The following is a 13,611-nucleotide window of genomic DNA, read 5'->3' as shown; positions in this document are numbered from 1 at the left end:
CTAACGTTCAGTGTGATGATACTCATACAACCTAGTTGAGTATGCATTGACTATAGTAAGGCTAGTTAGGGGTTAGGAGTTCGTCAATCCCATGTGGGTCAGGTACTTAGAGTTATATGAAACGTTGTTGATAATAATGTCAAAAAATCCGACAGATAACTGCCGGATTTTTAATGAGTTACCTTCGTTCCGTTTATTGAAGTTTAGGGTAATATTTTTATCAATAATTTATGCGGTGAGATAGTGTTTCATGAACTGAGTGATTTTTACTAAATCATCAACCGTAATGAACTCTTCTGTCGTATGAACTTTCGCCATTCCAGTCGAAAGGTTCACAGTCGTTAGGCCTTTCTCATTGAAGTTATTTGCATCACTACCACCACCAGTTGGTTTAGCTTGTGGATCTACGCCGATAGCTTTAAATGACTGCATGATAGAGGCAATGTGAGGGTGATCTTCAGCTATAACATAAGCGTTGTACGCACGTTTTGAGTCAAGTTCCATTTCCGCGCCATGCTTGTCAACGGCAGCTTGGAACGTCTCAACCATGTGATTAACTTGCACTGCAAGCTTTTCGTCGTTGAGGGAACGTGCTTCAGCTACAACGCGAAGCTCTGGCATAACGATATTGGTTGCATTACCACCTTCGACAATACCGATATTTGCTGTTGTTTCTTCATCAATACGAAGAAGGTTCATTTTTGTGATTGCTTCAGCAGCGACACCAATGGCACTAATGCCTTCTTCTGGCGCTAATCCTGCGTGGGCAGGGCGGCCTTTAATGGTAAACGCCATTGATTGCTGACCAGGTGCGCGATTGATAATCGTACCAATAGGGCCGCCTGAATCTAGAACGACAGCTTTGTCTGACTTAATGTAAGACATGTCGAAGTTTTTTGACCCTTGAAGGCCACCTTCTTCATGAACAGTAAATGCAATTTCAATGGTTTTATGATCGATGTTTTCAGCTTGAATACAACGAACCGCTTCCATAATAGCGGCGATGCCTGATTTGTCGTCGCCACCTAAAATAGTGTCGCCTTTTGAGCGGATTACACCATCTTCAATAATTGGTTCGATGCTATTACCTGGGGCAACCGTGTCCATATGACAGCTTAAAACAACACTGTCATCTAATTTGCCTTCTAGGCGAGCATAAATATTGAAACCATTTGAGATCTCTTCTGCTACAGGCAGTTTATGTACAGTGAAGCCAAGCTCACCTAGTTGTTCTGCCAGTGCCATAGAAATTTCGAGTTCGAAGCGTGATTCGCTGTCGATTTTGATCAGTTGGCAAAAGTGTTCAACCAGTCTTTCTTGGTTAATTTGAGTCATTATTATATCTCGCAGGGAACAGGAGGTTGTTACCTTAGCCTTGAAGCACGTCAAAAAACACTGAGTTAAATCAATAAAACGTTCTACTGTTTAGTTAGTAAGCATCTTTTCGTTAATCGTGCCTTCCACTACGGTTGTAAATGGCCTAAATGTAAATATTATGTTGCGTTGTAATTTCTGGGTTACCAAATTTTCATCAACAGAGTGAGGAGGTTGACAGTGATAAATTCCCGTTAATAAAGTATAAGCTTTTGATATAACGTATTTATTAGTCGGCACGATTTGTATTTTTATCAATACATGATGCATGAAAGCTTCTGTGTAACAATTTGATTACATCTGTTTTGTTGTTGATAGGCCATAAAGTATTTATGTAAGAAAGTTCTAATTTGTACCCACTTCATCTTAAGTTATTAAAAGGACCACGGTTTTTTGTAATGAAGATAATGCGCTATCGAAGGAGTGAAGCATGATTGATCAAAATAACCCATTGGGTACAGATGGGTTCGAATTTGTTGAATACACAGCAGCAACTGAGAAAGGAATTAACGATCTAAAACAGTTATTCAACTCATTGGGTTTTGCGGAAGTCGCTAAGCATCGCTCTAAAGAGGCGTGGCTGTATCGACAAGGTGATATCAGTTTCATCGTTAATGCAGAGCCTCACAGTCAGGCTGAAGAGTTTGCAAAAGTTCATGGGCCGTCCGTATGTGGCATGGCTTTTCGTGTTCATGATGCAGGCCATGCCATGAAGCATGTGCTTAACAATGGAGGTGAAGAGTATAAAACTGAAATTGGCCCAATGGAGCTAAGCATCCCAGCGATTTATGGCATCGGTAATAGCTTACTTTATTTTGTCGATCGCTACGGAGGCCAGAGTATTTACGACGTGGATTTTCTATTTTATTCAGATGCAGCCCAACGACTAAAAGAGAAAGATGTCGGCTTATATGAAATAGACCATTTAACCCATAATGTTATGCAGGGGAAAATGGATGTCTGGGCTGGTTTTTATGAACGAATTGCTAACTTTAAAGAGATTCGATATTTCGATATTGAAGGAAAACTGACAGGGTTAACGAGCCGCGCTATGACTGCGCCATGTGGGAAAATCCGAATCCCAATTAACCAGTCGTCAGATGATAAATCACAGATTGAAGAGTACCTTCGTGAGTATAAAGGCGAGGGGATTCAGCATATAGCCCTAACCACCGACGATATTTACCAGACAGTGAAAACTCTACGTGAACAAGGTATGGATTTCATGCCAACCCCTGACACCTATTATGACAAGGTGAATCAGCGAGTTGTCGGTCATGGAGAAGACCTTAATCAATTACGGGACTTGAGAGTGTTGATTGACGGCGCACCAAAGAAAGATGGCATATTACTGCAAATTTTCACTCAAACAGTTATTGGCCCAGTCTTCTTTGAAATTATCCAACGTAAAGGAAATGAGGGGTTTGGAGAAGGTAACTTTAAAGCGCTGTTTGAATCTATTGAGGAAGATCAGATCAGACGTGGCGTGTTAGATGCAGAAAACGTGAAGTCATAGGCGGTTATTGATGAACAAATGGATATCGTTTCCACATAAGGAAGGCATCAGCTCAAAACAAGCTCATGCCGACTTTCCAGAGCAAGGAATCTATGAGCGTGAAGCGGGTCGAAGCGGTTTTTTCGGCCCTGCTGCACATTTTCATCACCAGCATGCTCCAACGGGTTGGCAAGAGTGGCAGGGAGATTTAAAACCACGAGCGTTTAACCTCAACAATATCGAAGAGTCAAAACAAGAAAGCCCATGGTCCGTTCCTGCTGTTCTTCACAATGCTCAGTGTAAAATACGCGTTTGGCAACTAGAAGAATCAATGACCGACTTAGTTCGAAATGCAGATGGTGATGAATTGCTGTTTGTGCACGCAGGTACTGCAAAGTTGTTTTGCGACTATGGGCACCTTGATATTAGTGAAGGTGACTACGTAATGATTCCACGTTCCACCATGTGGCGGATTGAAACGGATGAACCATTGTTTCTACTGATGATTGAAAACAGCGATGGGGCGTATTCATTGCCGGAAAAAGGCATTGTTGGTAATCATGCATTGTTTGATCCTGCTGTCCTTGAAGTGCCTTCGATAGATGATGAATTTAAGGCGCAATATTCTGAAGAGACAACAAAGGTTCAAGTGAAAAGGCACGACAGCTTAAGCGTTATCACTTATCCATTTAACCCGCTTGATGCAATTGGTTGGCATGGTGATCTTGCTGTCGTAAAACTCAATTGGCGTGATATTCGACCTTTGATGTCGCATCGTTACCATCTTCCACCTTCTGCACACACGACGTTTGTTGGCTGTGGATTTGTCGTGTGTACCTTTGTACCAAGACCCATCGAGAGCGATCCTGGTGCGTTAAAAGTCCCGTTTTATCATAATAATGATGACTACGACGAAGTGTTGTTCTATCACCAGGGTGACTTCTTTAGTCGAGATAATATTGAAGCGGGGATGATGACGTTTCATCCTGCGGGGTTCACTCATGGACCACACCCTAAAGCCTTTCAAGCAGGGCGAGAGTATAAAAAGAAATTCACCGATGAGGTAGCCGTCATGATTGATACTCGCCATGCACTACACTTTACTCAAGAGGCTGAAAACGTGGAAAATAAAGACTACGTATACAGTTGGCGTACGTCTGAGAAGTAACTCGATAACAGACCCTAGAATAAGGATGAGGAGATACAATGAAGTTAGCCACATTAAAAGATGGAACGAGAGATGGCACTCTTGTGGTTGTGAATAGAGAATTAACTCAATGTATCGCGGTACCCGATATTGCGCAGACATTACAGGCAGCCCTAGATAATTGGCAGAGTGTTGTTTCTTCGCTTCAAAGTGTTTATGAATCATTGAATCAAGGGGATTATGCAGGGGCGATTTCGTTTTATAGTCATGAATGTGAATCTCCATTGCCCCGTGCTTATCATTGGGCAGACGGCTCTGCGTATGTAAACCATGTTGAACTCGTTCGACGCGCAAGAGGCGCTGAGATCCCTGAGAGTTTTTGGAACGATCCTTTGATGTATCAAGGGGGCTCTGATGCGTTTATCGGCCCAACCGATGATATCCCTGTTGAAAGTGAAGACTGGGGAATCGATTTCGAAGCAGAAGTCGCGATTATCACGGGCGATGTGCCAATGGGAGCTAAAGCAGATGACGCCTCTGATTCGATTTGTCTGTTGATGCTTGTTAATGATGTCTCTTTACGAGGCTTGATTCCCGCAGAACTTGGTAAAGGCTTTGGCTTCTATCAATCGAAACCTTCTTCCGCTTTTTCTCCTGTGGCGGTGACCCCTGATGAATTAGAGGATGCATGGAGCGAAGGGAAATTGCATTTACCGTTGATATCAAACTACAACAATGAACCGTTCGGTTGCCCAAATGCAGGGGTAGACATGACGTTTAGTTTTCCTCAACTTATTGCTCATGCAGCGAAAACGCGCCCGTTGTCCGCAGGAACAATTATTGGGTCTGGTACCGTGTCAAATAAGCAAGGTACAGATCATGGTAGTGCGATATCTGAAGGAGGCGTCGGCTACTCATGTATTGCCGAGGTAAGAATGATAGAAACCATCCGAGATGGAAAACCAAGTACTTCATTTATGCGTTATCACGACACGATAAACATAGAGATGAGGGATGAGGGTGGTAACACTATTTTTGGCGCCATTAACCAGAAGATCGTGCCTTACGGGCCAATATTAGATCAATGGTTTGATGAATTAGGCAGCGAGAAAGGAGCGTAGAATGGCAGAAAGGACGCTATATGGGTATTGGCGCTCTTCCGCCGCTTATCGTGTCAGGATTGCGCTTAATTTAAAAAAACTCGATTATCAGCAGCTCTCCGTTAACTTGATTAAAAATGGCGGGGAGCAGCATCACGCTAACTTTAGCGCGCTTAACCCTAGCGAGCTTGTGCCTGTTTTGATTGATGGGAATTTAAAGTTAACTCAATCGTTGGCAATCATTGAGTACCTTGATGAGCAATATCCTCAGTTTCCTTTGATTCCAAGTGAAACCGAAGCAAAATATCGGGTGAAAGCCTTAGCTCAAGACATCGCTATTGATATTCACCCCGTTAACAATTTACGTATATTGCAATATTTAGCTGGAGAGTTAGCTGTGACGGACGATCAAAAATCCCAATGGTATCGTCATTGGATTTCGGTCGGCTTTCACTCATTAGAGAAGAAGCTTTCCCAAACCGCAGGCTTATATTGTGAGGGGAATCAGTTGTCGTTGATTGACGTTTGTCTTGCTCCTCAAGTTTATAACGCAAACCGTTTTAAACTTGATATGAGCCCATTTCCTATTATCAGTGAAATACATAAAAACTTATCCGCACATCCCGCATTTATTGATGCGTTACCTGAAAATCAACCGGATGCCGTTCAAGTCTGAATGAACTTGTTGTGTGCTGACCGTCCGACCAATAGCTTTATATTACTCACCAGGTGTCATATCGATCACAAACTGGCAACAAAATCAGTGGCTTATTTAATCGATGTCATATATTGATGTTGTTGAGGCTCAGATTTGAGCGAATAAATAGATTAATATTGATACTAAATCAAAGACAGTTCATAAAGCCAGTTGGGAGTTCCACTATGAAAAAGCTCATTTTAGCCGCTATGTTAACGTCAACCACATTCTCAGTGTTTGCAAGCCAATCTATCGAAGTCACACGTGATAATTATGCTCAAGCAGAATCGCAAAAGATGATGTTAATGCAAGAGAAGCGAGGGGAAGGCGTGAACCAGTGGTTTAAATATCCTGGAGTTCCAACGCTTGAGCAACACGCGCAAATAGTACGCTCAAATAACGATACCGTGTATTCCACCGCCGTTATTGACACTTCAGAAGGCGCAACGGTGACTCTACCGGAAACCGATGGACGTTATATTAGTTTGCTACAAGTTGACGGTAATCACTTCACCAAGCCAATGAATTATGGCAGCGGAAAATATAAAGTGGAAGGAACGACCGACCATGTTTTTGTGATTGTTCGAATAGGGACGATTGATGGAAGCCCTGAAGATATTGCAGAGATTAACCGTCTTCAAAAGCAGTTAAAGATCGAAGCAAATAGCTCTAAAGCTGTACCCAAAAAAGCATTTGATGCACATACCCATGAAGTGGTTCATAAAGAGCTTCAAAAGGAGTTTGCTCAAATGGGCGGTTCATACGCTGGAATGTTTGGAACAGAAAAAAGTGTTGATATGAAGCTTCATCCGTTAGGTGCAGCAACGGGTTGGGGCGGTGCAATGGAACAAGACGCCGTCTATCAGATGTCTAAGAATTTCAATAGTATGGAGTGTCATGCTGTCACGTTTGAAGATCCTAAGGATAAATACTTCTGGTCAATCACCGTATACAACAAAGACATCTACGTATTTAGTGATAACGCACATGTAAGCAGCACAAATGCTGAACAAAATGATGACGGTACTTACACGGTTCGTTTTGGCTGTGATGGTCAGGCAAACAATATTACGATTGATAACCCAACGGGCGAGTGGTCACCATTGATGCGTCATTATGGGCCAAGTAAAGCGGTGTTAGATAAAGAGTTTCAGCCTTTACTGGATATCAAGCCGGTAAAGTAATTTAAGAGCAATCAAAAAATCGTACCTCTTTTGAGTATAAATTCAAAAGTAGGTGCGATTTTTCTTTTAAAAGAAAGAATAAAATAGACAGATTAAAGTAGGTAGAAAACCAGTTCGAATATTCGTAAAGAAGATCGAAATTATTCTTCAACTGGTGTCGGAGGATAATAGAGTTTGCCAGTTATAATAAAGCCTGATCGGCTCTTGGCTAGTTCAAGTAGACAGGGTGGTTAACTGGTTCCGTGATCAACTAAATCACTTTTGCCCCAAGGTGCTCTATGAATTATCCAGTAACCTATCAGACTCAATTCATACCGAAATTAAAAATATGAAAGATGTACTGTCGGATAGTGAATAATTTCAATTCTGAGGGTATTCACTTGTTCAAAATAACGGGGAATGAATGAATTTTAGAGGGTTGCGTTTCAACCTATTTGTTGCTAGATTGTCAAAATGAAATACATTCCCATGACTACCTCATTCTTTTTCTGGTGGCGCTCTAATTAGAGCGGCGCGGAATTCTTACATTCTAAAGCTGCTGGAAGGTAGCCTAAGACTGTAACCTCTTTTGTATCTCCAGTAGCGATCTATTTTACTAGGAGATACATCTATGAACACAAAACAAGATACCAACAAATCAGAAATCATCTTAACCGGTGATAGAGCTACAGGCCCTTTGCATCTAGGTCATTATGTCGGCTCATTAAAGCAGCGCGTAGAATTACAGACAATTCATGACCAAACGATTCTTGTTGCTGATATGCAGGGCCTTACTGATAACGCTCACAACCCTAAGAAAGTATCATCTAATATTCTTAATGTTGTAGCAGACTATCTGGCTGTCGGTATCGACCCTTCTAAATCGACGATTTGTCTTCAATCGCAAATCCCCGCTCTTGCAGAGCTGACAATGTATTACAGTAATGTTGTAACGATCAGTCGGTTAGAACGAAACCCAACGGTAAAAAGTGAAATTCAGAGTAAAGGGTTTGAGCGGTCGCTTCCTGCTGGTTTTCTAACATATCCGATTTCTCAAGCGGCTGATATTTCGGCATTTAACGCAACATTAGTTCCTGTTGGGGATGATCAATTACCAATGCTTGAACAAACTAATGAGATAGTGAGAAAGATTAACTCTTTAGCAGGAAAAGCAGTATTGACTGAATGTAAGCCCTTATTAAGCAATTCACCTCGTTTGCCTAGTACGGATGGGAAAAATAAGATGTCGAAGTCGATGGGTAACGCCATCAACCTAGGGGCTACTGAAAAAGAGATTTCAGCTGCCGTTAAATCGATGTATACAGACCCAAATCATCTGAGAGTTGAAGACCCAGGTGCGATTGAAGGGAATGTTGTTTTTACCTATCTCGATGCTTTTCATCCAGATTCGGATTATATCAGTCAGCTAAAAGAACATTATCAGCGAGGTGGCCTCGGGGACGGTACGACGAAGAAAATTCTAGAAGAGTGCTTGCAGGACATGCTTCGACCAGTAAGAGAAAGAAGAGCAGATTTTTTGAACGACAAAGCTCAACTCATTGATATTTTGGTGAAAGGAAGCCAACTCTCTAGAGAGAAAACAGAAAAAGTACTTTTTGATGTTAAAGATGTTTTTGGGCTTAATATTTTCTAAACAGGTCACCTATGCAATCTGATTCGAAACGTTTGTTATTTGAACGATAAACTTAACTATGCTCATCATACATTGCATGATGTTCTATTTATTTCAGGCGTTAGTGGGATTGAACTTACTAACGCCTTTTCGTTTAGCTGATTTTTGTAAAGCACACTCAACGGGGAAAAGCATTAATTCTTCCTATCCAACTTCCTATACCTGAGGTAATCTTTAGCAAGGTTGCAATCACGTTCCTGTCCAAATAACTAGTTACAAAGACGCTTTTGCGCGTGTTATCGCCGAGCGATTCTATCGTATCTTCACCAGCAAACTCTATTGTTTGCTGATAATAGGCTGAATGTTGATATCTTCTGGAAGCTGCATCTTATTGGTATAGATTCTTTCAAATGCAGAGAGAGACGATACTTTAATAGCAGCAAAGCGATCCCATTTACTGGCATCTGCTACCAGCCAACTCTGACGACTATTACCAATAATAGATTGAGAAAGATCGGATTCGAGCTGTTCGTGCTCCATTGAAAAGTGACTGTCGGTGACAGAAGCGCAACCACAAATACCAATGTCTGCTTCGAAACCTGAGAAAAAATCTATAACGCTGCTACCGACTAAATCTTGGTGCTCTCGACGTAACAGTCCACCTGCCATGTAGACTTCAATTTGTTCATTGGCTTCTAAAATTTTGGATACTTGGAGGTTATTGGTGATTATCCGCAATGATGACTTAGTTAATAAGTACTGAGCAATACGTGTTACCGTTGTGCCAATCCCCATCATGACCGTCGAACCATCTGGGATGTCATTGGCAACGGCCATCGCAATTCTGTCTTTAATTTCAGATTCAACTTCTGAGCGAAAACGGTAACTGGTGTTGGTTAACGTAGTAGGAAGGCTAACGCCGCCATGTACTCGGCGTGCTAATCCTTGCTCGCATAGGTGATTAACATCGCGACGAATGGTTTGGGTCGTTACTGAAAATAGCTCGGACAAGTGATCAATCTGTACGTCTTCATTGCTTTTTAGCGTAGACAGAATCTGTTTTTGACGGTCATTCAATTCCATTGCTTACTCACTAAGTGCTTACTTGTTAGAATTTATCGGGCATGTCAGTGATGATGTTATCGACACCGAGTTGGTAGTAAGTCTCTGCTTTTTCTGGCTCATTGAGCGTCCAGATCTTAAGAACTACGCCTGACTCTTTAATTTGTTTTGCGGTTGATTTATCGAGAATCTGATGGTCAACGTGTACGCTATAAAGTTCCAAAGACTTCAATGAATCAATGCTAGCACTGTTCCACACTTCGCAAATAAACCCTCTTCTCACTTTAGGTGCTAGCGTTTGGCATAAAACCAACGCGTCCTTACTAAAGCTTGAAAATAGCAATTTATCGATAGGGTAATCTCGGCGGTTGACGACGTCGATAACCTGTTCGACCAACGCGTGAATGGTTTTATCGTCGTAAGTTTTTAGTTCGAGGTTGAGAGTTAGGTTGAGTTCAACACATTTGTCCAAAGCTTCTTCCAGAGTCGGAATGGTTACTCCAGAGAACTCTTCTCCGAACCAACTGCCTGCATCCAGTGATTTAAGAGTGGCAAGGTCTAACTCAGATATCTTGCCTTTACCGTTGGTGCAGCGATTCACCGTCTTATCATGAAAAACAACCGGAACGTTATCCGCACTAAGCTGAGTATCAATTTCAACCCAGTGAGCGCCTGCTTTAGCGGCTTGCTCAATACTTACTAACGTGTTTTCTGGTGCAAGTGACGCTGCACCGCGATGTCCTGTGATCATAATATGCTCTTAATGTTCATTTGAAAATAAAAGTGACAATATATTGGGTTTATTACAGATTTATGATTATTTGATTCATGTATTTGAATTGAGACGATAGATCAATCAATGCTTTTTGCTAATGATATTAATTCAATAGTGGGAGCCAATTCTCACTCTCAATCTTACAAGTCGCCTAATGTTCATATTTGTAGTGAAAATGTTCATATGAATGTAATAATTACTTCGCATACTCTACGAAACTTAATAACCCCCATTATTATTTGAGCTAAAAATAGCCATTACAAGGTGACGAGAAATGAAAAAGCTACTTATAGGTACGGTCATTGCTGTATCGGCGCTACTGGTCGGTTGCGGTGAATCAGAGCAAACGGACACGGCGGCAAAGGTTGAACCCATTAATATCAATATGAGTTTAGTGTTCTCACAAAATGAACTACTTACTCAAGAACTTATCAAGGTTTCAGATAAAATTCGTGAACGCACTGATGGCTCGGTCAACATTAAAGTTTTCCCTGGCGGTCAACTTCCTGTTTATAAAGATAACCTAGAGCAAGTTGTGAACGGAGCAAACTGGATTGCTGTTGAAGATTTAACGTACCTAGGCGACTACGTGCCAGACTTTGCTGCACTTGCTGGCCCAATGCTATACAACACTTACGACGAATATCTGGCAATGATGCGCACTGACTTTGTGGCTGGTCTTAAAAAACAAGCCGAAGAAAAAGGCGTTAAGGTTTTAAATGCTGACTATATGTTTGGCTATCGTCATATGATCACCAATAAAGAAATTGTTAACTCTGAAGACATGAAAGGGATGCGTGTTCGAGTACCTCAAAGTCAGCTGTTCATTAGTACTCTAACAGCGATGGGTGCAGCACCCGCTTCTCTACCATTCCCTGAAACCTATGCAGGCGTTCAGCAAGGTGTTGTTGACGGGCTAGAAGGTTCTATTCTGACTATGTACTCTACCAAGCTATATGAAGTGGCTAAGAACATGTCATTAACTAAGCACTTCCTTGGCACGGTAGGTATCTACATCTCGCCACAATTGTGGGACAAATTTACACCAGAGCAACAAGCTATCATCAATGAAGAGCTTGACGCAGGCGCTACGTCTAACACCGCTGAACTTGTTAAGTTGGACGTAGAATATACAGAGAAGCTTGAAGAGCTTGGGGTAACGTTCAACGAAGTGAACTCTGAAGAGTTCAACGAATTGACGGCGAATGTATATAACCAGTTCCCTGCGTGGAGCGAAGGTGTACACGCAACTATTATGGATGAGCTTGAAAAAATTCGCGCTGCCCAATAGCCGATCATAACAGTCTCATTTACTAAAAAGGATGCGATCTGGATGAAACCGGATCGCATTGTTCCTATTTTATCCCCCTGTTCCAAGACTTTTGATGGAGAAGGTTGTTGTTTTTTTTAAGAAATATTGAAGAAATACTCGCCTCAATTGCTATTTCAATCACCATTTTAGTGGTGATAGTGAACGTGATACTGCGCTATGGGTTTGGTTTTGTTGTCCCTTGGAGTGAAGAGTTATCGGTCATCTGTTTTATATGGTCGGTGTATCTAGGCATCAGTTCTTGCTACAAACATAAACTCCACATGGGCGTTGATGTGATTGTCGCCATGTTGCCAAGCAAAGTTAAGATACCTTTTAAGTTGTGCGTCTCTTTCTTTTTACTCGCACTGAATATTTTAATGGTCGTTCTGAGTTACCAGTACCTCATGCTTTCTAACAAAGTGACACCGGTGATGGGTATGTCTTACTTTTCCATTAATGGTGTATTAGTACTTTGTTTTTCTCTAATGGCTATCCACACAGTGAGATTCATTGTGGAAGATATCGCTTTACTCAAACGTTTACATAAATAGGTTCTGTCGATGGAAATCTATCTGCCGATAATCATTCTTTTTGTTTTGTTTCTTCTAAATATTCCTATTGCGTTTTCGTTGATTGCGTCATCAATGGTGTATTTCCTGTTCATCAACGAATCCATCCCTGTTAGCTTGGTTATGCAGCGTTTTATCAGCTCTGCTGAGTCTTTCCCGCTATTAGCTATTCCGTTTTTTATTATGGTTGGCTCGGTGATGAACTACGCGGGTATAAGCCGAAGCTTGCTTGCGTTCGCAGACTCTATGATTGGCCATAAAACAGGGGGCTTGGCGCAGGTTAATGTAGCGTTGAGTACCTTGATGGGCGGTATTTCTGGTTCAGCCAATGCTGATGCGGCGATGCAGTCCAAGATCCTTGCGCCTGAGATGACAAAGCGCGGTTACGATTTACCGTTTACCGCAGCTGTTACGGCCGCTTCTTCAAGTATTAGTCCGGTGATACCGCCGGGTATTAACCTGATTATTTTTGCCTTATTGGCAAACGTATCTGTGCATCAAATGTTCATTGCAGGTTATGTCCCTGCGTTTTTGATGGCGCTGTCGCTAATGGTGACGATTGCGTTTATATCTCGTAAACGTAAATACAAGCCTTCACGCTCTGAAGCTGCGCCAGCAAAGGAGCGTATTCACTACTTCCTAAAAGCAATACCAGCGTTGTTGATCCCGTTTGGCATCATTTTGGGTATGCGATTTGGGTTGTTCACACCAACAGAAGCAGGCGCCATTGCCGTTCTACTTTGTATCATTATTGGTGTTTTCGTTTATCGAGAACTGGGTATTCGACATATTCCCAAGATAATGCGAGAAACGGTTCAGGGAACCAGTAGCGTCATGTTCATCATTATTGGTGCGATGGTGTTCGGTTATTACATGACCCTAGAACAAATTCCTCATAACGTTGCGGCTGCTCTGATTGAATTGACAGACAACAAGCTAGTGCTGCTGTTACTCATCAACGTTTTATTGCTCGTTGTTGGCATGTTTATAGAAGGGGGCGCAGCCATGATCATTCTGACACCGTTGCTGCTTCCTGCCGTATTGAACTTGGGTGTTAACCCTGTTCATTTCGGCATTATTGTCATCGTGAATATAATGATAGGGGGCGTAACCCCACCATTTGGTTCGATGATGTTCACCGTATGCTCGATACTAAAAGTGCGTATGGTTGATTTCGTAAAAGAGGTTGTGCCTTTATTGCTGGCACTGCTGGCGGTGTTGATGTTGCTGACTTTCTCTGAAAGTTTAGTGATGTTTTTGCCGAATTTACTTTAACACTATGTA

12 protein-coding genes are annotated in these 13,611 nt (G+C 41.9%); 9 read left to right on the top strand and 3 right to left on the bottom strand.

The features are described 5' to 3' along the window. Positions 1 to 228 precede the first annotated feature (228 nt). On the bottom strand, positions 229 to 1,335 hold the full coding sequence (locus L4C54_RS01855) for a M20/M25/M40 family metallo-hydrolase (RefSeq protein ID WP_428806859.1): 1,107 nt from the start codon (positions 1,333 to 1,335) through the stop codon (positions 229 to 231). Between the two features lie 469 nt (positions 1,336 to 1,804). On the opposite strand from L4C54_RS01855, the gene hppD reads away from it, so the two are divergent. The 6 genes from hppD to trpS all read left to right on the top strand — a co-directional run bounded on the left by hppD (position 1,805) and on the right by trpS (position 8,630). Beyond that, positions 1,805 to 2,890, top strand: a complete 1,086-nt coding sequence (gene hppD, locus L4C54_RS01850) for a 4-hydroxyphenylpyruvate dioxygenase (protein ID WP_428806858.1) — start codon at positions 1,805 to 1,807, stop codon at positions 2,888 to 2,890. A gap of 10 nt (positions 2,891 to 2,900) precedes the next feature. Next, on the top strand, positions 2,901 to 4,037 hold the full coding sequence (locus L4C54_RS01845; RefSeq protein ID WP_428806857.1) for a homogentisate 1,2-dioxygenase: 1,137 nt from the start codon (positions 2,901 to 2,903) through the stop codon (positions 4,035 to 4,037). A 38-nt stretch (positions 4,038 to 4,075) separates the two neighbouring features. Beyond that, positions 4,076 to 5,137, top strand: coding sequence for a fumarylacetoacetate hydrolase family protein (locus L4C54_RS01840; protein WP_428806856.1), 1,062 nt, complete (start codon positions 4,076 to 4,078; stop codon positions 5,135 to 5,137). Position 5,138: 1 nt separating this feature from the next. Next, a complete protein-coding gene (gene maiA / locus L4C54_RS01835; RefSeq protein ID WP_428806855.1) occupies positions 5,139 to 5,792 on the top strand; it encodes a maleylacetoacetate isomerase in 654 nt (217 codons plus the stop codon). Between the two features lie 206 nt (positions 5,793 to 5,998). Further along, a complete protein-coding gene (locus L4C54_RS01830) occupies positions 5,999 to 6,997 on the top strand; it encodes a DUF1254 domain-containing protein (protein WP_428806854.1) in 999 nt (332 codons plus the stop codon). A gap of 610 nt (positions 6,998 to 7,607) precedes the next feature. Beyond that, a complete protein-coding gene (trpS, locus tag L4C54_RS01825) occupies positions 7,608 to 8,630 on the top strand; it encodes a tryptophan--tRNA ligase (RefSeq protein ID WP_428806853.1) in 1,023 nt (340 codons plus the stop codon). 315 nt (positions 8,631 to 8,945) lie between these two features. On the opposite strand, the gene L4C54_RS01820 is transcribed toward trpS, so the two are convergent. After that, on the bottom strand, positions 8,946 to 9,692 hold the full coding sequence (locus L4C54_RS01820) for a DeoR/GlpR family DNA-binding transcription regulator (RefSeq protein ID WP_428806852.1): 747 nt from the start codon (positions 9,690 to 9,692) through the stop codon (positions 8,946 to 8,948). A 25-nt stretch (positions 9,693 to 9,717) separates the two neighbouring features. Beyond that, the gene (locus L4C54_RS01815) at positions 9,718 to 10,422 is read right to left on the bottom strand and encodes a glycerophosphodiester phosphodiesterase family protein (protein WP_428806851.1); all 705 of its coding nucleotides are present in this window, start codon (positions 10,420 to 10,422) and stop codon (positions 9,718 to 9,720) included. A 298-nt stretch (positions 10,423 to 10,720) separates the two neighbouring features. On the opposite strand from L4C54_RS01815, the gene L4C54_RS01810 reads away from it, so the two are divergent. From L4C54_RS01810 to L4C54_RS01800, 3 genes are all read left to right on the top strand, one after another. Further along, on the top strand, positions 10,721 to 11,737 hold the full coding sequence (locus L4C54_RS01810) for a C4-dicarboxylate TRAP transporter substrate-binding protein (RefSeq protein ID WP_428806850.1): 1,017 nt from the start codon (positions 10,721 to 10,723) through the stop codon (positions 11,735 to 11,737). Positions 11,738 to 11,844: 107 nt separating this feature from the next. Next, entirely contained in the window at positions 11,845 to 12,309 is a 465-nt protein-coding gene (locus L4C54_RS01805; protein ID WP_428801843.1) for a TRAP transporter small permease, read from the top strand. A gap of 9 nt (positions 12,310 to 12,318) precedes the next feature. Further along, on the top strand, positions 12,319 to 13,602 hold the full coding sequence (locus L4C54_RS01800; RefSeq protein WP_428801844.1) for a TRAP transporter large permease: 1,284 nt from the start codon (positions 12,319 to 12,321) through the stop codon (positions 13,600 to 13,602). Positions 13,603 to 13,611 lie beyond the last annotated feature (9 nt).

Source organism: Vibrio lamellibrachiae (genome assembly GCF_050337265.1).
GTDB classification, from domain to species: Bacteria; Pseudomonadota; Gammaproteobacteria; order Enterobacterales; family Vibrionaceae; genus Vibrio; species Vibrio kyushuensis.
The sequence above is the reverse complement of the archived record's forward strand: the minus strand, read 5'-3'. Positions and strand labels throughout refer to the sequence as shown.

Excerpts from the sequence above, each read along its gene's own strand:
- trpS (WP_428806853.1), top strand. The coding sequence starts at position 7,608 with ATGAACACAAAACAAGATACCAACAAATCAGAAATCATCTTAACCGGT.
- L4C54_RS01800 (WP_428801844.1), top strand. The coding sequence starts at position 12,319 with ATGGAAATCTATCTGCCGATAATCATTCTTTTTGTTTTGTTTCTTCTA.
- L4C54_RS01855 (WP_428806859.1), bottom strand. The coding sequence starts at position 1,335 with ATGACTCAAATTAACCAAGAAAGACTGGTTGAACACTTTTGCCAACTG.
- L4C54_RS01820 (WP_428806852.1), bottom strand. The coding sequence starts at position 9,692 with ATGGAATTGAATGACCGTCAAAAACAGATTCTGTCTACGCTAAAAAGC.
- maiA (WP_428806855.1), top strand. The coding sequence starts at position 5,139 with ATGGCAGAAAGGACGCTATATGGGTATTGGCGCTCTTCCGCCGCTTAT.
- L4C54_RS01815 (WP_428806851.1), bottom strand. The coding sequence starts at position 10,422 with ATGATCACAGGACATCGCGGTGCAGCGTCACTTGCACCAGAAAACACG.
- L4C54_RS01840 (WP_428806856.1), top strand. The coding sequence starts at position 4,076 with ATGAAGTTAGCCACATTAAAAGATGGAACGAGAGATGGCACTCTTGTG.
- L4C54_RS01830 (WP_428806854.1), top strand. The coding sequence starts at position 5,999 with ATGAAAAAGCTCATTTTAGCCGCTATGTTAACGTCAACCACATTCTCA.
- L4C54_RS01810 (WP_428806850.1), top strand. The coding sequence starts at position 10,721 with ATGAAAAAGCTACTTATAGGTACGGTCATTGCTGTATCGGCGCTACTG.
- hppD (WP_428806858.1), top strand. The coding sequence starts at position 1,805 with ATGATTGATCAAAATAACCCATTGGGTACAGATGGGTTCGAATTTGTT.
- L4C54_RS01845 (WP_428806857.1), top strand. The coding sequence starts at position 2,901 with ATGAACAAATGGATATCGTTTCCACATAAGGAAGGCATCAGCTCAAAA.